The sequence below is a fragment of the Marinomonas sp. S3726 genome (assembly GCF_000967665.1).
GTDB lineage: Bacteria > Pseudomonadota > Gammaproteobacteria > Pseudomonadales > Marinomonadaceae > Marinomonas.
Window position 1 is genome coordinate 43266 of record NZ_JXYC01000007.1, and the last position, 22481, is coordinate 65746.

General features: G+C 41.1%; 20 protein-coding genes. 17 read left to right on the forward strand and 3 right to left on the reverse strand.

Annotated features, from left to right (window positions below):
- The first annotated feature begins 9 nt into the window (after positions 1–9).
- From mrdA to TW85_RS07075, 12 genes are all read left to right on the forward strand, one after another.
- Positions 10–1890, forward strand: coding sequence for a penicillin-binding protein 2 (gene mrdA, locus TW85_RS07020; protein WP_046016398.1), 1881 nt, complete (start codon positions 10–12; stop codon positions 1888–1890).
- The gene (gene rodA, locus TW85_RS07025) at positions 1883–3007 is read left to right on the forward strand and encodes a rod shape-determining protein RodA (RefSeq protein ID WP_046016399.1); all 1125 of its coding nucleotides are present in this window, start codon (positions 1883–1885) and stop codon (positions 3005–3007) included. Before mrdA ends, rodA begins: the two co-directional genes overlap by 8 nt.
- On the forward strand, positions 3004–4128 hold the full coding sequence (gene mltB, locus TW85_RS07030) for a lytic murein transglycosylase B (RefSeq protein WP_052701975.1): 1125 nt from the start codon (positions 3004–3006) through the stop codon (positions 4126–4128). The genes rodA and mltB overlap by 4 nt, the downstream gene beginning before the upstream one ends.
- Complete coding sequence (locus TW85_RS07035; RefSeq protein WP_046016400.1) at positions 4128–5057, forward strand: septal ring lytic transglycosylase RlpA family protein; 930 nt, start codon at positions 4128–4130, stop codon at positions 5055–5057. The genes mltB and TW85_RS07035 overlap by 1 nt, the downstream gene beginning before the upstream one ends.
- Positions 5058–5134: 77 nt before the next feature.
- Entirely contained in the window at positions 5135–6283 is a 1149-nt protein-coding gene (locus TW85_RS07040; RefSeq protein WP_046016401.1) for a D-alanyl-D-alanine carboxypeptidase family protein, read from the forward strand.
- A 19-nt stretch (positions 6284–6302) separates the two neighbouring features.
- On the forward strand, positions 6303–6611 hold the full coding sequence (locus tag TW85_RS07045; RefSeq protein ID WP_046016402.1) for a DUF493 domain-containing protein: 309 nt from the start codon (positions 6303–6305) through the stop codon (positions 6609–6611).
- Positions 6611–7252: a lipoyl(octanoyl) transferase LipB gene (lipB, locus tag TW85_RS07050; protein WP_046016403.1), complete on the forward strand. Its 642-nt coding sequence runs from the start codon at positions 6611–6613 to the stop codon at positions 7250–7252. The genes TW85_RS07045 and lipB overlap by 1 nt, the downstream gene beginning before the upstream one ends.
- Positions 7253–7255: 3 nt before the next feature.
- Entirely contained in the window at positions 7256–8215 is a 960-nt protein-coding gene (lipA, locus tag TW85_RS07055; protein ID WP_046016404.1) for a lipoyl synthase, read from the forward strand.
- 214 nt (positions 8216–8429) lie between these two features.
- Entirely contained in the window at positions 8430–9278 is an 849-nt protein-coding gene (gene speE, locus TW85_RS07060; RefSeq protein ID WP_046016405.1) for a polyamine aminopropyltransferase, read from the forward strand.
- A 124-nt stretch (positions 9279–9402) separates the two neighbouring features.
- Positions 9403–11301, forward strand: a complete 1899-nt coding sequence (speA, locus tag TW85_RS07065; RefSeq protein WP_046016406.1) for a biosynthetic arginine decarboxylase — start codon at positions 9403–9405, stop codon at positions 11299–11301.
- Positions 11302–11756: 455 nt separating this feature from the next.
- Complete coding sequence (locus tag TW85_RS07070) at positions 11757–12455, forward strand: type 1 glutamine amidotransferase (RefSeq protein ID WP_046016407.1); 699 nt, start codon at positions 11757–11759, stop codon at positions 12453–12455.
- Positions 12456–12506: 51 nt separating this feature from the next.
- A complete protein-coding gene (locus TW85_RS07075) occupies positions 12507–13391 on the forward strand; it encodes a GNAT family N-acetyltransferase (RefSeq protein ID WP_052701977.1) in 885 nt (294 codons plus the stop codon).
- Between the two features lie 62 nt (positions 13392–13453).
- Here the strand turns inward: TW85_RS07075 and TW85_RS07080 are convergent, their stop codons facing one another.
- Positions 13454–14155, reverse strand: coding sequence for a cupin domain-containing protein (locus TW85_RS07080; protein WP_046016408.1), 702 nt, complete (start codon positions 14153–14155; stop codon positions 13454–13456).
- A 317-nt stretch (positions 14156–14472) separates the two neighbouring features.
- On the opposite strand from TW85_RS07080, the gene parC reads away from it, so the two are divergent.
- On the forward strand, positions 14473–16761 hold the full coding sequence (gene parC, locus TW85_RS07085) for a DNA topoisomerase IV subunit A (RefSeq protein ID WP_046016409.1): 2289 nt from the start codon (positions 14473–14475) through the stop codon (positions 16759–16761).
- Positions 16762–16844: 83 nt separating this feature from the next.
- Here parC and TW85_RS07090 read toward each other — a convergent pair whose 3' ends face one another.
- Positions 16845–17753 carry a LysR family transcriptional regulator gene (locus tag TW85_RS07090; RefSeq protein WP_046016410.1) on the reverse strand — a complete coding sequence of 303 codons (909 nt, stop codon included), beginning with the start codon at positions 17751–17753 and terminating at the stop codon, positions 16845–16847.
- Between the two features lie 185 nt (positions 17754–17938).
- Here TW85_RS07090 and TW85_RS07095 point away from each other — a divergent pair, with 185 nt between their 5' ends.
- On the forward strand, positions 17939–18472 hold the full coding sequence (locus tag TW85_RS07095; protein ID WP_046016411.1) for an NAD(P)H-dependent oxidoreductase: 534 nt from the start codon (positions 17939–17941) through the stop codon (positions 18470–18472).
- Positions 18473–18615: 143 nt separating this feature from the next.
- On the opposite strand, the gene TW85_RS07100 is transcribed toward TW85_RS07095, so the two are convergent.
- A complete protein-coding gene (locus TW85_RS07100) occupies positions 18616–19590 on the reverse strand; it encodes a LysR family transcriptional regulator (protein ID WP_046016412.1) in 975 nt (324 codons plus the stop codon).
- A 130-nt stretch (positions 19591–19720) separates the two neighbouring features.
- Between TW85_RS07100 and TW85_RS07105 the strand changes: the two genes are divergently transcribed.
- From TW85_RS07105 to TW85_RS07115, 3 genes are all read left to right on the forward strand, one after another.
- Positions 19721–20902, forward strand: a complete 1182-nt coding sequence (locus TW85_RS07105) for a multidrug effflux MFS transporter (protein WP_046016413.1) — start codon at positions 19721–19723, stop codon at positions 20900–20902.
- A gap of 17 nt (positions 20903–20919) precedes the next feature.
- Positions 20920–21333: an NUDIX hydrolase gene (locus TW85_RS07110; RefSeq protein WP_046016414.1), complete on the forward strand. Its 414-nt coding sequence runs from the start codon at positions 20920–20922 to the stop codon at positions 21331–21333.
- Positions 21334–21461: 128 nt separating this feature from the next.
- Positions 21462–22472, forward strand: coding sequence for a LysR family transcriptional regulator (locus TW85_RS07115; protein ID WP_046016415.1), 1011 nt, complete (start codon positions 21462–21464; stop codon positions 22470–22472).
- The last annotated feature ends 9 nt before the right edge of the window (positions 22473–22481 follow it).

Consider the following 22481-nt stretch of genomic DNA (forward strand, 5'->3'; position numbering starts at 1 on the left):
TAACTCGGTATGGATGCTGGTCAAAAATACTTCCGTAATTATAAGTTAGAGCAATCCCTCACTCAGAGACGAATTGTTTTTGCTGCCATTTTTGTAATGGTATTAATAACTGTCTTAATTGGTCGCCTATTTTATTTACAGGTTGTTGAGTTTGAACGCTATCAAACCAAAGCCGATCAAAACCGTTTAAAGCTGGTAACAGAGCCACCTTCAAGAGGCCTGATTTACGACAGAAATGGCTTGGTTCTAGCCGATAATCGGCCCATTCATAGTTTGACCATAGTGCCTGAGCGTGTAAAAGATATGGATGCTTTTCGCGAAGAGCTGGCCGGTGTTATTGAAATTACCGATGAAGAATGGGATGACTTTAACCAAAGGCGCAAAGCCTACCGACGCCCTTATCAATCTATTACCTTAAAATCTCACCTCACTGACAAAGCTTGGGCCAAACTTTCAGTTGATCTTTACAAATGGGAAGGGGTGCAAGTCGAAGCTCAATTAACTCGCTATTACCCTTATGGTGAAGCCTTTGCTCATGCCATTGGTTATGTGGGTCGTATCAACTCTAAAGACTTGGAAAAGTTGGATAAGCAAAGATATCAAGGGTCTTTGTTTTTAGGTAAATCTGGTATCGAGCGTTTTTATGAAGAAGAACTGCACGGCTTTCCTGGGTTTAGTAAGGTAGAAGTCAGTGCCCGCGGACGTATTATGTCTGAGGTAGAAAGGCAAAACCCAGTACCAGGTAAAGCGATTCAGTTACATTTAGATGCCAGACTCCAGCAGTATGCCTATGACTTGTTAGGTGATTATACTGGCTCTGTTATCGCTATGGACCCTAAAACAGGTGGTGTATTAGCTTTTGTTAGTAAGCCTGGTTTTGATGCCAATATGTTTGTACGAGGTATCAGTGTTAAAGAATATGGCGCTTTAAGAGATTCGCCGAAACTTCCTTTGTTTAACCGTGCTCTAAGAGGTGGTTACCCGCCGGCCTCTACCATTAAGCCTTTTATGGCATTAGCCGGGCTTGAAAACAAACTCTCCTCTTGGACCGAACGTTATTATGCCTCTGGTGCTTATCAGATTAACCCTGACGGTAGACGTTATCGTGACTGGAAAAAAGGCGGCCATGGTTGGATTAATCTAGAGCGCTCTATTATTGAGTCGGTTGATACCTACTATTATCAGCTTGCCCACAAAATGGGAATTTCACCTATCCATAGCTTCTTATCAAGGTTTGGATATGGTGAAAAGAATATCTTGGATCTGTATGGTGAAAATGCAGGTTTGCTTCCCTCAAACCAATGGAAAAAATCTAAATATGGCGAACCTTGGTACCCAGGTGACTCTGTCAATGTGGGGATTGGACAAGGATTTATGGTTGCCACACCACTGCAAATTGCAACAGCGACCACGGCATTGGCTAATCGAGGCGAATGGCTAGCACCACGTATGGCAAAAACTGTATCGGGTGATGTTATCGAATGGCCAGAAGATAAACTGGTTTCTAAGAGGATTACCCTAAGACGAGAAGCTGATTGGCAACGTATGGTTAATTCCATGAAAAAAGTTATCACGGATGATCAGGGTACGGCCAGACGTTTACAGGGTACAAGTTACGATATTGCTGGTAAGACAGGGACAGGGCAAGTATTTAGTTTGCAAGACGATGAAGAATATGAAGCAGATAAACTAGCCAAAAAACTCCATGACCATGCTTTATTTATTGGTTTTGCCCCTTCTAAAGAGCCTGATATTGCCATATTCGCGATTTTTGAAAATGGTGGAAGTAGCTCTAAACCTGCAGATTTATCAAAAAAATTATTTGATGCTTACATCCTAGGTAAGTATCCGCGTAAGTATAATTATTTAAAGGTTGGCTCTAATGAATAAAGGCTTTTATGCTCAACTAAGGGCCTTCAGTAACGCTAAATTCTGGCGTGACCTTCATATTGATTTTTTCCTTGTTGTATCCTTGGCCTTGGTGGCAGGTGGTGGCCTTATCATACTTTATTCTGCTTCTGGGCAGGATGTCGCCATGGTTGAAAGGCAGTTTGTACGCTTATCTATAGGGTTTGCTGCTTGCTTGTTTTTGGCTCAGGTACCGCCTAAATTTTTAAGACGTTTGTCTCCTTTATTATACCTTGGCGTATTCAGTTTACTTGTCATGGTGTTGTTCTTTGGTGTTGGGGCCAAAGGTGCACAGCGGTGGCTAGAAATACCAGGAATAGGCAGGTTTCAGCCCTCAGAGCTAATGAAGGTTGTTATGCCTATGGCCGTTGCTTGGTATTTTTCTAATCGTCATTTACCACCAAAATTCAAACATATTAGTATTGTTCTTATCATGGTCGCAGTGCCTGTTTTTGTTATTGCTAGACAGCCAGACCTTGGAACATCACTACTGGTTGGTGTGTCAGGTATTTTTGCACTTTTCTTAGCGGGGTTGGGCTGGCGTTATATTTTAGGTGCAGCACTTTCAGCACCTATTGCAGGCTTTTTCTTGTGGCAAGTGATGCATGCCTACCAAAAACAAAGGGTGCTGACTTTCTTAAACCCTGAGAGTGACCCTTTGGGTTCAGGCTGGAATATTATTCAGTCTAAGACGGCTATTGGTTCGGGTGGCCTAGAAGGAAAAGGCTTTTTAAGTGGCACACAGGCTCAATTAGAATTTTTACCAGAAAGCCATACTGACTTTATTATTGCTGTACTGGCAGAAGAATTTGGCATGTTTGGTTGCTTAATTTTGCTAACAGGATATTTATTGATTATTGCTCGTGGCTTATATATCGCTGCTTTTGCTGAAGATAATTATGCTAGATTGTTAGCAGGTAGCTTAACCTTAACTTTCTTTGTTTATATTTTCGTTAATATAGGCATGGTATCTGGCATATTACCTGTTGTAGGTGTGCCATTACCTTTAGTGAGTTATGGCGGTACATCCATTATTACTATTATGTCGACGTTCGGGATATTGATGTCCATTCACACTCATAAAAGAGCGAGAAAATGATGAGACCTTTATTAGTTATTGGTATGGCTTATTTGTTGACCGCGTGTTCACAGGACGGTCTTCAGGCGCAAGTTGCTGCGCCAGTTACAGAAAACACCTTAGTTGCTGAGCAAACCTTGGCTTTGTTAGATGGTGAAGCACAAGACACAGTTAAGCATAAAAATATCAGTGATAACCTGCATAAAAATAGCCAAGATTTTAAAACATCCTATGCAGCAAAACCTGATGTACAAGCATTCATTGAGAAGATGGTCTCAACCCACAAATATGACGGCGCTTTATTACAAGCAGCCTTTGCCAAAATTCAAGCGCGTAAAAAAACCATCTCAAAATCTAACAACCAACCCGAAGTCCTGACGCCTTACTACAAGTATCGAACGCGTTTTGTTGAATCGAGCCGAATTCGTGAAGGCAAACGCTTTATTAAGACGAATCAAAAATGGTTGAAAAAGGCACAAGCAGAATACGGTGTTAACCCTGAAATTATTGCAGCCTTAATTGGTGTCGAAACTTTCTATGGCCGCATCACAGGTAAAAGAGATGTCTTTACGTCACTTTCGACACTTGCTTTTGATTACCCAAGAAGAGCTGAATACTTTCAATCTGAGCTAGAAGCTTATCTTCTGTTAGTGAGAGAGAATCAATGGCAAATAGGGGATACCAAAGGTTCTTACTCTGGAGCCCTAGGTATGACTCAGTTTATGCCTTCCAATTATCGTAAACTTGCTGTCGACTTTGATAAGGACGGTAAAGTGGATTTGTGGGGCTCAGTACCTGATGCAATTGGCAGTGTAGCTAACTACTTGCGTCACCATGGCTGGCAGGATAGCCGTGGGGTTATCGTGGCAACATCTGCTAATGCGGCAAGTAAAAAACAATGGGAAGAGTGGATAAATAAAGGTAGAAAACCTGAAAAATCCCTATTGGAATGGCAAGCCATTGGCATAGGTAAAGAAATCAATAAATTAAAAGCGCAAACTGGGCTAATTGGTTTGCAAGTGGGTGATGAAAAGTATAACTACTGGTTAGCGGACGAAAACTTTTTTGTCATCATGCGTTATAACCCAAGCCGTCGCTATTCAATGGCCGTGCTTGAGTTAGCGAAGGAGATACGTCTTTAATGAAATCCATATTAACTATAGCCGGTGTAACCTTATTTTTAGTCGGTTGTAGTAATACTCAAACAGTTTGGAACAATAACGTTAGTAAGAGTAAATCTGTTCCTCGAAATATGACTCAAGCTGAGTATGACAAAGCTTCTGGAGGCGGTCGTTATACTCAGTTGCAAGATACTGCACCAACTGAATCGGTCAATACTGAACTTTTACCTGAGCTTACGCCAAAGTGGGAGCCTAAAAGTCGTGGTGGCAATAAGAACCCTTATGAAGTTTGGGGTAAATCTTATAATGTGATGGATTCTGCCAAAGGCTTTGTGCAAACAGGGACAGCGTCTTGGTACGGTAAAAAGTTTCATGGTCATACCACCTCAAATGGTGAAACCTATGACATGTTTAATTACTCAGCGGCCCATAAAAACCTGCCTTTACCAACTTACTTAAAAGTTACCAATCTTGATAATAATAAGAGTGTCATTGTTAGGGTTAATGACAGAGGGCCATTCCATAGCGATAGAATTGTAGACTTATCTTATGCTGCTGCCGTTAAACTTGATTACCATACCAAGGGATTAGCAAGAGTTAAGATAGAAGCAATTACGCCAGAAAAAGGCGAACCTTATCAAGCGCCTGAGGTCACAACTAAGGTAATAACGCCAGTGGCTATTTCGGCACCGGTAGAAGTAAAAGCTGAAACTAACTTTACCCATTTACAAATGGGGGCTTATAGTAAATTAGCTTCAGCAGAAGCATTAAAGCAAAAACTTTTGGAAGAGTTTGATACCAGTATTAGTGTTTTTGTGAGTGAGCAAACAGGGTCATTATTCAAAGTAATGGTAGGGCCGTTTGCAAATGCACAAGATATGAATACTTGGAGCAATAAGTTGCTCGATCAAGGGTTTAGCAAACCAGTTAGAGTAAATCTAACACCATAATGTTGATTCAGGCTAGAGATTGATTAAGGCCTCTAGTATCATTCGCACTTCATTCTTTGGAAAGCACAAAATTGGATATGAAACGACCATTTATTTTATTCGCCGCACTGATGTTGAGTTTTGTCACATCTGTTTATGCTGCTCCGACTTTAATTCCTGCGCCGCCTCAGCTATCAGCAACGAGTTATATCTTGCTAGATGCTTACACAGGTGAAGTGCTGGTTGAGCAGAACTCCAAAAAAGAATACCCACCTGCAAGTCTTACCAAGCTAATGACTGCTTATATTGTCGATTATGAACGTAATCGCGGCAATATTGCATTAGACGATATGGTAAGAGTGAGTGAAAAAGCTTGGCGCATGGAAGGATCTCGTATGTTTATACGAGAGGGCACCAAGGTTCGTTTAGAAGATTTAATGCGCGGTATTATTATTCAATCTGGTAATGATGCGAGTGTTGCAGTAGCTGAACATATAGCAGGTAGTGAAGGTGCTTTCGCTGACTTGATGAATCAACATGCTCAATTGTTAGGCATGAATAACTCTAATTTTGTTAACTCAACAGGCTATCCGGCTGAAGGACATTATTCGAGTGCGTATGATTTAGCTGTATTAGCACGTGCTAAAATAGTACAGTTCCCTGATAGTTACCCAATGTACTCAGAGAAATACTTTACTTACAACGATATTCGTCAACCAAACCGTAACAAACTGTTATGGCGAGATAAGACTGTTGATGGCCTGAAAACAGGGCATACGGAGGCGGCAGGCTACTGTCTAGCGGCTTCTGCTGTGAGAAACGGTACGCGTCTTATCTCTGTTGTTATGGGCACAAAAAGCAGTGAAGCCCGTGCTAATGAGACACAGAAACTGCTGAATTATGGTTTCCGTTATTATGAAACACGTAAACTTTATAGTCGTGGTCAAGTGATCAACGAAAGTAAAGTCTGGGGTGGCGCAGCTGAAACTGTTAAAATCGGTTTCGTAGAAGATGTATTGGTGACAATTCCAAGACGTCAAGCAGATGCAATTCCTGCTACATTAGAAATTTCTCCTACAATTAAAGCACCAATTAGTGCTGGTGATGTGTTAGGTAAAATAGTAGTAACAGGTGATGATGGCATTATTTTAGAGAGAGACGTTGTTGCTCTTGAGAATGTTGCTGAAGGCGGATTCTTTAAACGCCTATTAGATAGTATAAAACTGTTCTTTATGAACTTGTTTTAAGTAGTACTGAGAAAACGTTATGGCACTGATTAAAACCGATGGCAAACAAGCTGTCGATGTCTCAGATGAGGCGGTAAAAATTGAATTTCCTTGCGAGAATTACATGGTAAAAGTAGTCGCAACGGATGGTGAGAATCTTTTAGAAGAACTAACTGAGTGCATGCAAAAACATGCACCAGAGATAACAGCGGATTCTGTTACAGCGAAACGTTCTTCTAAAGCGCGCTTTGTGAGTTTTACTTTCCGCATTTTAGCGACAGGTGAAACTCAACTGGCTGCGTTACATAAAGACTTAATGGCACATTCAGCTGTGAAGATGGTTATTTAATGCCGAAGTTAATTTGTCGTGACCTTGGCATTGTTGATTACAGTGATACATGGGAAAAAATGAAAGAATTTACTCAGACGCGTGATAAAAGCGCGGCTGACGAGATTTGGTTGTTACAGCATCCTCAAATTTTTACTCAAGGTCAGGCAGGTAAATCCGAGCATCTACTCGCGCCCGGTGATATCCCTGTCGTTCAAGTTGATCGAGGTGGTCAAGTTACTTACCATGGCCCAGGGCAATTAATTGCCTATGTTATGGTGGACTTGAAACGTGCACAAATAGGGGTGCGCGACCTAGTTACCCTATTAGAAAATTCTGTGGTAAATACGCTCGAAGAAAATGATATTGACGCCTATCCCAAAGCGGATGCTCCAGGTGTTTATGTTAATGAAAGAAAAGTAGCGTCATTAGGGCTGAGAGTAAGGCGAGGGTGCTCCTTTCATGGACTAGCTTTAAATGTGGATATGGATCTTTCCCCTTTTGACCGTATTAATCCGTGTGGCTACCAAGGCTTACAAATGGTAGATATGAAACATCTCAACAACAATGTGATGTTTTCGCACGTTGTCGTTCAGTTAGCGAATCAGTTAGCTGAGCTGCTCGGACACCCAAGTCCGACTATCCAACAAGGGTGGAATTAAGAAATGACTACACAAGTAAAACGCGTTGTACAAGGTGAAAAACTACGTGGTGCCGAAAAAATGGCACGCATCCCTGTAAAGGTAATTCCTACCGAAGAAATTCCACGTAAACCAGAATGGTTACGTGTCAGAATGCCTGCTTCTCCAGAAATTGCCCGTATCAAAAAAACACTTCGCGACCATAAATTAGCGTCTGTGTGCGAAGAAGCAAATTGCCCTAACCTTGGCGAATGTTTCAGTAACGGCACAGCAACCTTTATGATTATGGGCGAGATTTGTACACGCCGTTGTCCATTTTGTGATGTCGCTCACGGTCGACCAAATGCATTAAGCCCGGATGAGCCAAAAGAATTGGCTGCTGCTATTCGTGATATGAAGCTTAAGTATGTGGTTATTACATCTGTTGACCGTGATGACTTGAAAGATGGTGGTGCTCAGCACTTTATTGATTGCATCAACGAAACACGTAAAGAGTCTCCAAATATTGAGATCGAAACTCTGGTACCAGACTTCCGTGGTCGTATGGACAAAGCCCTAGACATTCTTGAGCTTGCGCCACCTGATGTTTTCAACCATAACCTAGAATCTATTCCACGCTTGTACCGTCAAGTTCGTCCTGGTTCTGATTACCAATGGTCGCTTGATCTACTTAAGAAATTTAAAGACCGTTGCCCAGATGTTGCAACTAAGTCTGGCCTAATGGTTGGTATGGGTGAAGAGTTCGAAGAGATTGTTCAAGTAATGAAAGACCTTCGCGCTCACAATGTTGATATGTTGACTATCGGTCAGTATCTACAGCCTTCTAAGCATCACTTCCCTATGTCACGCTTTGTGCCACCAGAAGAGTTTGCTCGCTATGAAGAAGTGGCTAAAGAGCTAGGCTTTAAACATGCAGCTTGTGGACCATTAGTACGTTCATCTTACCATGCTGATAAGCAAGCACATGGAGAACATGTTTCCTAAGATTATTTATTCCATTAGTAAAAAATCTTGCTATGCAAAGACTTTTTAGATATATAAATGCTAGAAAATCTTTCATAAAGAAACTTAAAAAAGGGGGCCATTTGGTTCCCTTTTTTCATCATTAGAAATTATATTTGCCAAAAGAATAGGTAGATGGATAGTAAGTAGCATATTGCTGCCTTTTAGTCTTTCGCACCTAGGTTAGGAGAAAATTATGACGAAACGATTATTAACAGAAGCACTACATACAGGCTACGGACAAAGCTTTGAAGTTGATGAAGTATTATTTGAAATCGATACAGATCACCAACATTTAGTGATTTTTAATAATAGTCAGTTTGGTCGTATTATGGCATTAGACGGTGTTATTCAGACAACAGAACGTGATGAATTTATTTATCATGAAATGATGGCTCACGTGCCAATGTTTGCCCATGGCAATGCTAAAAAAGTATTGATTATTGGTGGTGGTGATGGCGGTATGCTTCGCGAAGTATTACGTCACCCAGGTGTAGAGCAAGTGACTCAGGTTGAGATAGACCAAGCTGTAGTGGATATGTGTACCAAATACCTACCAAACCACTCAGCAGGGGCTTATGAGCATGAAAAAACCAAAGTAGTTATTGCTGATGGCGTTGATTATGTGAATGAGACTGACGAGAAGTACGATGTGATTATTTCTGACTGTACTGATCCAATTGGTCCTGGTGAAGTGCTGTTTAGCTCACGTTTCTATGAAGGCTGTAAACGTTGTCTAACACCTGGCGGTGTTTTTGTTGCACAAAATGGTGTTAGCTTCATGCAAATTGAAGAAGTCACAACGACTGCACAAAGACTAAAACCATATTTTGCTGATCAGTCTTTTTATTCAGCGGCTGTACCGACTTATGTTGGTGGCATAATGACATTCGCTTGGGCTACAGATAACCAAGCCCTAAGAAGCCTTGATGCTAAGACAATAAGAGAGCGTTTTGACGCGGCTGGCTTTAGTACACGTTTTTATACACCAGAGGTTCACCAAGCGTCTTTTGCTCTGCCTCAGTATGTGATTGATGCAATCTAGCGCTTAATTAGATAATAAGTTCTAAGACAGGCTGACCTTATGCTATTGCCATAAGGTCGGCCTTTTTTCTATTTTTCTGATAACTTCCTTTGCTTATCAGATGTGTCTGTATGAAGGAGACACTATGACAACTTGGTCTGTCAAAGACTCAATCGAACTTTACAATGTAGATCACTGGAGTGGTGGTTTCTTTTCGATTAATGAAAGTGGCAATGTGGAAGCCCGCCCTGATAGGGAACAAAATATTGACTTAACCAAGTTGGCAGCTGAGTTACAGCAGCAGAATATTCCATTTCCTACTTTAGTTCGTTTTCCCAATATTCTGCATTCTCGTATTAGCAAAATTACCAGTTCATTCCATCAAGCGATTGATTTTTACCAGTACCAAGGGGATTACGCTATTGTGTATCCCATCAAGGTAAACCAACAGCGGCGTGTTGTTGAGGAAATAACAGGTTTTCAAAAAGATAACCCGCTGTCAGTGGGTTTAGAAGCGGGCAGTAAGCCAGAGCTAATGGCCGTTCTTGCCATGCACCAAAGTCCTGATGGTGTGATTGTTTGTAACGGTTATAAGGATAAAGAGTTTATTCATCTTGCGCTTATGGCAGAGAAAATGGGCCACAAAGTGTTTATTGTGGTGGAGAAGATGCATGAACTTGGCTGGATTCTAGAAGAAGCAGAACGCTTGAATGTGAAACCAAGAATCGGTATTCGCATCCGTCTTGCTTCAACCTGTACAACGCATTGGGATAATAGTGGCGGTGATAAGTCTAAATTCGGTTTAACTACCTCTCAGCTTATGCGCGCGATAGAAGCATTACGCCAATCTGACATGCTAGATTGCCTTGAGTTAATTCACTTCCATCTAGGGTCTCAGATTACCCGTATCCGTGATATTCAAAATAGCCTAAAAGAGTGCGCTCGTTTTTATGCCGAACTGCATAGCCTAGGTGCCAAAGTGCAATGGGTTGATGTAGGTGGCGGATTAGGTGTGGATTACGAGGGCACAAGGTGTCAAAGTGCATATTCTGCTAACTACAGCATCAGTGAATATGCGAACAATGTGGTTTTCGCTTTTCATAACATTTGCCAATTACATGATTTACCTCACCCCAATTTAATTTCTGAATCAGGCCGTGCTGTGACTGCGCATCATGCCATGATGATAACGAATGTCTTTTCTCATGGGGAAGAGCCTCTAGTGACCGAAGCGCCAGAGCAGGATGATGATCAAACTGTCACCATGAGGCTTTGGGAATCGTTACAAGCATTGGAAGGTAAGGCTCAAGATAAGCGTTCTCTAGTGGAGCTTTACCATGATTTATGGGATGACTTTAACGAAGCCTTGTCATTGTATAACCATGGCCAATTAGCACTGATGCAAAGAGCGCAAGCAGAAAACCTCTTTACCGCAGCATGTCGTTTATTATTACCAAGACTAGATAATAGAAACCGAGGTCATAGAACCATTATTGATGAACTTAACGACAGGCTAGCGCAAAAGGTCTTTGTGAACTTGTCAGTGTTTCAGTCCATGCCTGATGCTTGGGGGATAGATCAAGTTTTCCCCGTACTGCCTTTACAAGGGTTAGATAAAGCCCCCTCTTTTAGAGGGAAAATACAAGATATCACCTGTGATTCTGATGGCTGTTTGTATCGTTATGTGGATGGCCAAGGCTTAGAGTCTAGCTTGCCTTTACCTCCGCCACCTAAAGAGAATGAAGACTATCTTTTTGGCTTTTTCCTTGTGGGTGCTTATCAAGAAACCTTGGGGGATTTACATAACCTTTTTGGTGATACTAGTTCTGTTGATGTTTATCTTACTGATACAGGTTTTAAACTTGATCATGTGCTTATGGGTGACAGGGTACAAGACGTACTAAGGTACGTAAGTTATAAGGAGAACGAGTTGCTTGAGCGTTATCAGGAAAAAATCGCATCAAGTAAACTCAATCAAGATGAGCAAGGCGCTTTGCTAGCTCGATGTGAAAAGGTATTAAGTGGTTATACCTATCTAACTTAGCATAAGTTAAAAGAACCAAGCCCTCGTATCTCCCTTAGTGGGTATTGGTTTGCACTAAAGGGCTTGATAGCATGCTTTACTTATCTGAGGTAAAAGCCTGATAAGCAAAAAAGAGCCCGTGCAAAACACGGGCTAAGAATCTACTAAGAGAATACCGTTAAAGGGGGAAACGGCATTCGATTTGATAGCAATACAGAAACTGAATTGCCTGACAGTCCTACAAGTGATACTGCGCTTTTGCTAATCTTTTGATTGAGTCCTAATGATGGACATGCTCCAACTGAGCCTTATAGCATCAGTAGCAGTATAGTAATGGTTCCAAATCAAAAGCCATAATTACCTGTCACTTCTAACTATAGACAAACTTCTGATTTTGCGCGTTTTTTTAATGAATTTTATTTGTCTTTAATCTTTATGATTGAAAATTTAGCAAAGGTTTTACCATAGGAAAGAGTATGAAAATAGCCTTATTACTGTGTGATGATATCAGTGCAGAGCTGCATGATGAGTTTGGTCACTATCAAGATATGTTCCGTCATTTAGTAAATAAAGACGATGAATTGACCGTGTTTCCTGTGTATCTATACCCAGAAAGCCAAGACACGTATTTGCCTAATATTGATGAGTTTGATGGTTTTATTGTCTCTGGTAGTAAGCATGGCGTCTATGAAGATCATATTTGGTTAGCACCCTTGTTCGAAACTATTCGTGCTGTGTTTAAAGCGAATAAAAAGCTTGTTGGTATCTGCTTTGGGCATCAGGCGATTGCTATGGCGCTAGGTGGTAATGTGGCTAAATCTGATAAGGGATGGGGAATAGGGCACTACCAAAATCAATGGTTATCAGAAAGCAATGAGGCAGATAATGACTTAGTGTTGTTAAGCTTTCATCAAGACCAAGTAGAAGCTATGCCAGCAGGTTTTGAGGTTTTGGCTGCAAGTGAATTTTGCCCTTATTATGTAACCCGTTATCAGCAACAGGTACTGACTACTCAAGGTCATCCAGAAATGTCTGCTGACTATATTCTCGCCATAGTGAATTTATTTGAAGAAAAGATAGGGTCTGACACAGCCAAGCAATGTCGACAAAGTATGCTAAAGCAGGATGATACTCAAAACTTTCGTAGAAAAATCTGTGAATTTTGGAATAATTAGGCACACTGGAATAAACCCTCTTGCTATAAGTGCCAAAAAGGAAGTCGCTTAATGTTTAGTGAATCTGTTGAGTTACCTTATTATGCCGCTATTTTAACAGTAAGGCTGAATTCAGCGCATGCTGCATTTGAAATCATGATGGATAAAATGATGCAGGTGGCGACTCAACAAAAGGGTTTTTTAGGTGCAGAACAATCTCAAGACGAAGAAAATATCTACATTTCATATTGGCAAGACGTCGATAGTATTCATGCTTGGCAAGCCCACTCTTTGTATACAAGAGCCGAAAGTCTTGGAGAGAATTTCTGGTTTGAAGCCTATGAACTTCGCATTGTCGAAGTGCGAGAGCAAAAAAGCTTTGTTGCCCCTGATAATGAAATAGTGCACGTTCGTTTCCCTGAAATAAAAACCGAGCGGGGGGTATTAAAGATACTTTCTCCCGATCAAGCGCCACTATTACATGATTATGTGTGTCAGAATCGCACTTTTTTTAAAGAGTGGGAACCCGCAAGGCACGACTCTTATTATGAACTAGAAACCTCCATTCAAAGAATTAAGCAGTGTCGAAAGGACTTCCTTCAACATCAAGCCTTTGCATTTTTTTTATTAAACCCAGAAGAAACGAAAATCTTAGGTTACTGTAACTTCTCCAATCTTGTTCAAGGTGTTTTTCAAGCCTGTTACCTAGGTTATAGCTTAGCCGAAGCCGAGCAGAAAAAAGGGTTAATGCATGAAGCTATTTCAGCAGGTATTGAGTACATGCATAAAACACAAAACATCAGTCGTTTTATGGCGAATTATATGCCCAAAAACCAAGCCAGTGGGGCTGTTTTAAAGCGTTTAGGTTTTGTTGAAGAAGGCAGAGCAGAGAAGTATTTGAAGATAGCGGGTAAATGGGAAGACCATATACTCACGGCAAAGGTATTACGTTCTTAAGGTTTGTTTAGGCGTCGATTTTGTCGTTTTGATTTGCAATGTTTATCTGTAGCTGCGATTCGTTATTTCTTTTTAATCACCAGCACCCTGTCTTTTGCTGGTGGTGGGCTATAAATACTCAAGCACTGGCTAGTACCTTGGTTAAGGTTTTTAAGCCTGTGCCTTTGTTTCTCATTTACCAAAGCCCAATCAAACTTTTCTAATAGCACTTCTTTTTTATCTATCAGCAAGTTGAAATCACCCATTAGTGACATGATGAACTGTCTGGATTGCCTATGATAATGCAAATGCTCAGCTTCATTCTCTGGGTAGGTTTCAAGATCAATACTTAAGCTTTCGATATGACTGATGGTTTGTCGGTTAATACTTTCATTATTTTCGATTTTGCTTTTAGAGCTCTGATTCATCAGATAATGCTCGTTAGCGCAAGGAGCTAAATTGCCTTGATAAGCCACTATCAGTAACTCTACCGAAGGAGATAAAAGCACCAGCTTGTGGGCGCGGTTTGGCTTAATCCAAGCGCCTTGGTATTGGTTTAACGCCGTACCAACGTCTGCATCACTTAAGTAAGCTCGTCCAGCCAGAAGAAATACAAAAGCATCATTGGGGAAATGGTAAAAGCGACTATGTTGCTCATCTTGAATGACACTTTCATGATAGATTCTAAAATGACTTTCGTTACACAAGATCCGCCTTTTGCTCGCTTGGCCAAGCGCGTGCTGCGGGCTTGGGTAGGGGGCTTGGGATGGATCGGCTGAATTCATTTTACTTCCTTCATAAAGTAAAGAGACTGTTTTAATAGCATTTATTATGCCTTATTTTTCCTTTCTTCAAACCAAAAATCTCTGCTATTTGGCTGGCTAATGAATGAGTTAAGGTAAAAATGACGAAAATCTAACCAGAGGGCAAAGATTTCATCAACTCATGGCGTTTATTTAGCATTTAAAGGTCGATAAAGTTGCGGGCATTAGCTGCAATTCTTTATAGTAGAGCCCATATTTTTCATCCTAATTAAGTTTAGGGAAGCAAAGACTTAGTTCATTCTAAGTGCTGGCCAAATTTTGTAAGAAGGAAATCATCCTTGAGCGAGTTGTCAAATTTCGAGCAGAACGAAACATTGTCCCTGCAGGAATACACAGAAAAAGCCTATTTGAATTATTCCATGTACGTCATCTTAGACAGGGCTTTGCCCCACATAGGTGATGGACTCAAGCCAGTGCAAAGGCGCATCATCTATGCCATGAGCGAGCTGGGTTTAAAAGCGACGGCTAAATATAAAAAATCAGCACGTACTGTGGGTGATGTACTAGGTAAGTTCCATCCACATGGTGATAGTGCTTGTTATGAAGCTATGGTGCTAATGGCTCAGCCGTTTTCTTACCGTTATCCTATGGTCGATGGTCAAGGTAACTGGGGCGCGCCGGATGATCCAAAATCATTCGCCGCTATGCGTTATACCGAATCTAGGTTATCAAAATATGCCGATGTGTTATTACGTGAAGTATCACAAGGTACGGTTGATTGGATTCCAAACTTTGATGGCACATTAAAAGAGCCGTCAGTATTACCAGCAAGATTACCTAACCTACTATTAAACGGTACCACAGGTATTGCGGTAGGTATGGCAACGGATGTGCCGCCACACAACCTCACCGAAGTGGGTAACGCTTGTATTCATCTACTCAATAATCCAAATGCGGATTTAGATGATTTGATGAACTTCGTACAGGGTCCTGATTATCCGACTGGTGGTGAGATCACAACACCAAAAGCCGATATCAAAAAGCTGTATGAAACAGGTAAAGGCCAAATTAAAGCCCGCGCTCGTTATGAGATGGAAGAGGGTGACATTGTTATTAATGAATTACCTCATTACGCCTCTGGCTCGAAGATTCTAGAGCAGATAGCCGCGCAAATGCAGGCTAAAAAATTACCTATGATAGTGGACTTACGTGATGAGTCTGACCATGAAAACCCAACACGTTTAGTGCTCGTGCCTAAATCAAACAGGGTTGATGTGGAAGCTGTTATGACGCACTTATTCGCTTCAACAGACCTTGAACGATCTTATCGCGTTAACATGAATGTTATCGGATTAGACGGCTTGCCTCATGTTAAAGGCCTAAAGGCATTTTTAACCGAATGGCTTAAATTTAGAATCGATGTAGTACGTAAGCGTCTTCAATTTAGATTAGATAAAGTCCTTAATCGTTTGCATATTCTTGAAGGTTTATTAGTTGCCTTTTTGAATATTGATGAAGTGATTGAAATTATCCGTAATGAAGAAAAACCAAAGGCAGAGCTTATGTCTCGTTTTGGTTTAACAGACATTCAAGCGGAAGCTATCTTAGAGCTGAAATTACGTCATCTAGCAAAACTAGAAGAGATGCGTATTAAAGGCGAACAAGACGAGTTAGAAAAAGAGCGTAAGCAACTTGAAGCACTACTTGGTTCAGATCGCAAACTGAAAAAACTCATCAGTGAAGAGATCCAAGAAGCGATTGATGCCCATGGCGATGAAAGACGTACACCGATTGTTGAGCGTAAAGAATCTCAAGCTTTCAGCGAAGAAGACTTATTGTCTAATGACCCTGTCACGGTTGTTATCTCTAAACAAGGTTGGATACGTTCTGCTAAAGGTCATGATGTTGACCCGTTAGCTCTTAACTACAAGTCTGGGGATGAATTCTCCATTTCCTGTAAAGGACGCAGTAATCAGACACTCGTTCTATTAGCTTCTAATGGGCGTAGCTACTCAATTAAAGCGCATACCTTGCCATCAGCGAGAGGACAAGGTGAACCAATCACAGGGCGTATTAGCCTAGATAAAGATGTCACAATCGTGGCGGCTATGCTTGATACAGACAGTGCTTTCTACCTTATTGCCAGTGATGCCGGTTATGGCTTTATTGCTAAGCTAGGTGATCTTCATGCTAAGAATAAGGCAGGTAAAGCAACCTTAACCTTGCCTACTTCGGCGAAAGTGCTTGGCCCTATACGCGTGTCAGACCCTGCTAACTCTCATATCGTCGTGACCTCTAACGAAGGACGTATGCTTGCCTTTAAAGCCGACTCTCTGCCTCAAATGGCGAAGGGTAAGGGTAATAAGATGATTAGCATTCAAGCCTCTCGTGCCGCGAGTCATGAAGAGTATGTGGTTGCTATGGCAAGTGTGTTAGCGGATGACTTATTACAAGCGCATTCTGGTAAGCGCTTTATGTCTTTCACACAAAAAGACTTAAATGAATACCAAGGTGAGCGAGGGCGACGTGGTCTGAAATTACCTCGTGGTTTCCAACGTGTTGATGCGTTAGAAGTGAAAGTAGGTGAAGGTAAAAGTGCTCAGGCACAATCTGATCTACTTAGCTAACGAGTTGAAGCCAACTCACTGAAAAAGCAGAGAGAAACAAAAAAGGGCCGTATGGCCCTTTTTTGTTTCTTGTGTTTAGCTTTTTAACCGTCTTTATTTAGTGCCTCACTCACAAAGTCGATAAAACAGCGAACCTTAGAGGATAAATGTTTACGACTAGGATAAATTAGATAGATATCGATTTTGTGCCGATCATACTCTTCAAAAAGTTGGACTAACTTGCCGCTTTCTATCTCATCGCCAAGATTGAACTTAGGCATGCGAGTAATGCCATTTCCTGCGGCACATAAGATTAATTCTAGCTCTGAGTTATTTGTAAGTAACCGGCTTTCGACAGGTACTTGGAAAGGTTTTTGTTCTTCATCAACAAATTGCCAAATATTAGGTTGTTTGACATAAGAATAGGAAATCGTTTGATGGTTAATTAATTCGTTTGGATGAACAGGTGTTCCATATTTTTCTAGGTATGCTGGTGATGCAACTGTTACAGCATGGGATGAATATACTTTACGGCTAATCAAGCTAGAGTCATCAAGCTGATGAGCGCCACGAACCAAAATATCATAACCTTCTGTGATCATATCGACTTTGCGATTATTTAAGTCAACATCAAGATTAACGAGAGGGTAGCGATCTAAAAATTTTGCAATAATACAAGGCATTTGAGATAAACCAAAGCTGGTAGGGCAGCTAATGCGTAAATCGCCTTTAGGTTCAAGTTGCTGGCCACTTAATGCTGATTCAGCTTCTTCTGCTTGGTTAATAATCAAGGAGCACTGTCTATAATAAGCTTCACCTTCTGGCGTTAAGCTTAGTGATCGTGTTGTTCTGTGCATCAGGCGTAAGCCCAAGCGTGACTCTAACTTGTGGATTTCTTTACTGATATAAGAGGTCGAGTGGCCACTGTTTTGCGCTGCTTGAGTAAAGCTGCCGCTATTGACGACTTCGACAAAAATTACCATGCCGTCTAAAAGTTGTGCGTTATAGGTCATACGTTCGAGTTCTAATTTAGATAATTCACTCTAGTGTGCCTTGTTTCTGATTAAGAGCCAAATGGAAATTATTATTCTACAAAATGTGGATTAATCATTATGTGTTGATAGTCTAATATAACTTCATCGATCAGCTGCACCAGATTAAAAGGCAGCTCCACACTGAATTAGATGAGAGAAATATTATGAAAGTATTAGCTTTTGGCGCAAGTAACAGCACTCAATCACTAAACAAGCAATTAGCAACTTATGCTGCAGGTCTTCTTGGCCAAAAAGACAATGTAGAAGTTGAGATCCTAGATCTAAACGATTTTGAAATGCCTATCTACAGTAGCGATATAGAAAACGCGTCAGGCTTGCCACAATTAGCAAAAGACTTTTATGCAAAAATTGGTGAAGCAGATGCCCTTATTATTTCTTTTGCTGAGCACAATGGTACTTACACGGCAGCTTATAAAAACATCTTTGACTGGACATCACGTGTTGATATGAAGCTTTATCAAGAAACACCAACGGTTTTATTAGCAACATCACCAGGTCCTGGTGGCGCAGCAACTGTGCTTGCTCAAGCAAAAACATCGGCTCCTTATTTTGCCGGTAATGTTAAAGCGGATCTTTCTATTCCAAGCTTTTATGACAACTTTGATTTAGAAAAAGGCGAGTTAACTAACCCAGAGCTTAAAGACAAACTAGAGTCTGCATTAGCTCAGCTTGTTTAACTTTATGAGAAGAAACTAGCTTGAAAAAGTCTAGCTATAGCGAGAGTTAAAAGCTTAGATCTTCTGTTAAAAGCCATCAAATATCTCTGTTTGATGGCTTTTTTGTATTTGGAACTTGTTTAAGTAAACTTAAATGTACAGCGTTAATTGAGTGACTCAGGTGGGTTTATCGTCACATGTTCAAGGCATTTTTGCTGAATAAATTCTCTTAACCAAATATGGGCAGGGTTGGTTTGTTGGGTTTCAGGCCAAAGCATAAAGTACCTTGCAGGCGCGAGATGAAAAGGCATAGGCAACATCTTTAACTGATATCGTTCGCATAACTGATTGGCAAAAGCTGAGGTGCAAATCATGCTCATATCCGAATGTTGGGTGAGTAGGGCGGCACTGTGAAAATCAGCCACTACGGCTAAATCCGTACTTTCATTACCTTGTGCTAAAAGCACTTCGTCTAGCAGCCAGCGGGTTTGCTCTTCCACACTGATCTTAATACGAGATAAGGTTAAAAAGTTTTCTAAATTCCACGTACTCTCTAAAATAGGGTGGTTATTTCGGACTAAGCAAACATTCTCATCTTCAAATAAAGCCACCTTTGGAAGATCTGGTAAATGGTTGATGTTCCAAGGAAAGCCTGCTCGTGAATCCGTATCACGGGCAATAATAAGAAGGTCAAGCTGGCTTTGCTCAACGAGCTGGATACTTTTGGAATGTGTCTTAGCTATGTTGAGTTTTACTTTGGGTGCTGCCTGTGTCAGAGATTGCATAAAACTGGGAACCACAACAGGGAAAGCATTTTCAGCAATGGAGATTTTAAACTCTCTTTCATCCTCTTTAGGATCGAACTGACTTGGCACCATCATCTGGCAATAAAGCCTTATCCATTCTCTTAATGGTTGCTCCATCGCTTGGGCTTTCGCCGTTGCTTTAAGGCCAGTACCCGCCTTAATAAAAAGAGGGTCTTTGAGTTCGCCACCAACTTGTTCCCTTAATTTCGTAAGCTGTTTACTGACAGCAGATTGAGTCAGGTTAAGTTGATAAGCTGCGCGGCTAACGCTGCCTTCTTCTAAAAGAATCAGCATGAGTTTGAGTAGGTTTAGATCGATTTGAGCAAGTTGCATGGATTATTCCAAAATGGAAACAAGATGAAGCCAATAAGTCATTATATTTCATCTTCAAATCAAACTAAACTAAGTATTAATTAAACATTAAATCATGTTTGTCCTACCTGCTTTTTGGAATACTTGTTTTATGGCTCAACCACCTTCTCTCTATCTGTTTTTGCTCATTATCTTATTAGGTCCTCTCGGAATAGACGTCTATTTGCCTGCGATTCCCGCCATTGCTGAATCCATGAATACCCATGTTGATGGGGTTCAAGCCTCGGTTGCCATGTATTTGTCTGCCATGGGGCTAGGGCAATTAATTGCTGGGCCTTTAGCTGATAGGCATGGTCGTAAGCCTTTAGGTTTGACCGGTATTGCCTTGTATTTTAGTGGTGCATTAATTGCCTCATTAGCCACAGTGGTTGAAGTCTTGTGGTTCTCTCGTGTGTTACAAGGTTTAGGGGCTTGTGCCATTTCTGTTTGTGTTATTTCAGGTGTGAGAGACAGTTACAGCCTTGAAAAAGCCAGCCGTATATACAGTTACTTGAACGGCGTTATCTGTGTGATCCCTGCTTTAGCTCCAATGTTAGGCGGTATACTTTTAAATTGGTGGGGTTGGGAGTCTGGCTTTATTCTTATGTATGCCTATGCGATTCTGATGGCATTTGTCATCATACTAAAGCTGCCAGAAACCTTGCCTTCTGACACGGTAAAACAAAAGAAACTGATCAGTTTAGAGCGTTATAAACCTATCTTAATTAACCCTAAATTTCGCTTTCACGCGGGTATGGTTATGCTGTTTATGGGCATCATTATCGCTTACATCAGCATGGTTTCAGTCCAGTTAATGGTGGTGATGAAACAGTCTACTTTCGCCTTCTCCCTTTGGTTCGGTTTCAATGCCTTTATTAATATTATTGCTTCTTTCACAGCACCTAAAATCATCGACAAAGTAGGGCGTAAATTTGCGATACAGTTTGCTTCGTCGTTAGCCTTATTTGCAGGTGTTTGGTTATTGTTAGTCCTTGATAGCCTTGATCCACTTGCCTTGATGATACCTGTCTTTATTTCGAGCACAGGTGTGAGTTTTGTCTTTGCTGTATCTAATGCAGGAGCTTTAGCGCCATTTGGTGAAAGAGCAGGAACAGCGTCAGCCTTATTAGGCTTTTTCCAAATGACAGGGGCTTCTTTAATGGTTGCCATGATTAACACCTTGCCTTTTGGTGCTATGGCCAATTTTGCCATTGTCATGTTCTTGCCAATGATTTGGCTAGGTCTGCATAGTTTTAATAAACAAGACCTGTTTAAATTAGATCCGGCTAACTAATTCGAAGAGGAATAAAGGTGGAAGACAATAAACAGATACAAGTAGGAATCGGTGTCATCCTAGTTAAGGAGGGTAAGGTTCTTTTAGGCCAGCGTATTGGCGCTTATGGTGCCAATACTTGGGGGCTACCTGGCGGTCATTTAGAATATGGGGAAACCTTTGAAGACTGTGCCATCAGAGAAACTTTCGAAGAGACCAACCTCACTATCTCAGGCTTAACCAATGTTGGCGTAACAAATGATTTATTTGCCGATGTGGGCAAACACTATGTCACGCTATTTCTACAAGCTGAGCAAATTTCTGGCGAGTTAAAGCTTGCTGAGCCGGAAAAGTGCTTAACTTGGCAGTGGTTTGATTGGCAGGATTTACCTAAGCCTTTGTTTCCTTCTCTTGCTAATTTCATAAAACAAGGGTTTGAAATAGCCCCTTAATTTTTAGCGAATTTTTTGCTTTTTAAAGATGACTAAAATGAGCGCCTAAAGCGGGTTTTAATCATAAAACTTGCTTAGAAAGCAGGCGCTCGTATGCTAATCTTGTTATTTGTCTTTAAGAAGTTCCCATGGCTGCGACAGCAAAAAATAACGTACATTCTCTGCTTTATAGCACTACCTTAGATACCTTCCTTGCGGTGTGCCAACACCAGAGTTTTACGAAAGCGGCGAAGGCGCTTGGTCTAGGTCAATCTTCTGTTTCTCAGAATATTCAAAAGCTAGAAGAGTCGCTTGGTGTTGCCTTATTTGATCGTGAAGTGCGACCCATAATGCTAAAGCCAGAAGCGGTTATGTTACGAGAAGTACTGGAAGGTCAGTTTTCAGAAATTGAAAATGTGGTCTCCCTTATTCGTGAGCAAAATGAGCTAAAGCCTATTGTGAAAATAGGTGTTATCGACTCACTTTCTACCAATGTTGCACCCGCGTTAATTCGTAAGCTCACAGAGCAAACACGTCAGGTTTCTGTACTAAGTGGTATTTCGCCGAATATCGCGAAAGACTTATTGAATCGAGAAGTGGACATCATTATCACCAGCGATCCACTTGATGGCATCGAAGGGCTGAGTCGCTACTTTTTATGCCAAGAGCCACACTTATTAGTTTTGCCAAAAAACTCCGAATTGCGCGATACACCAGTCACTTGGCAGCAGCTTATCTCTTACGAACTGCCTATTGTTCGTTACTCTCGTCGCTCTGCCTCTGGACGAGTGGTTGATACTCACTTTTCTAGAATGCGTATGAATGTGCCTTTTAAAATCGAAGCTGATACAACCCGAGTTGTGCTTTCTATGGTCGCTGATGGACTTGGCTGGGCCCTATCAACACCCCTTTGTTTGATGCAATGTAAAGACATACTCGATCAAGTCCATATGCAGCCGGCACCTCAGCCTCTTTTTAGTCGTGAAATTTACATAGTTACTCGACATCAAGAGTATTTAGGTTTGGTTGATAACATTTTAGCGGAATGTGCCAAGCAGTTAAGTTTGGCCTTGCTGCCTGATATTAAGAAGAACTTTCCGTGGGTGGTTGATGAGATAGTGATAGATGAGAGAGCAGTAGACTTAGCCTGTAAGTTATAAAAAAAGAGG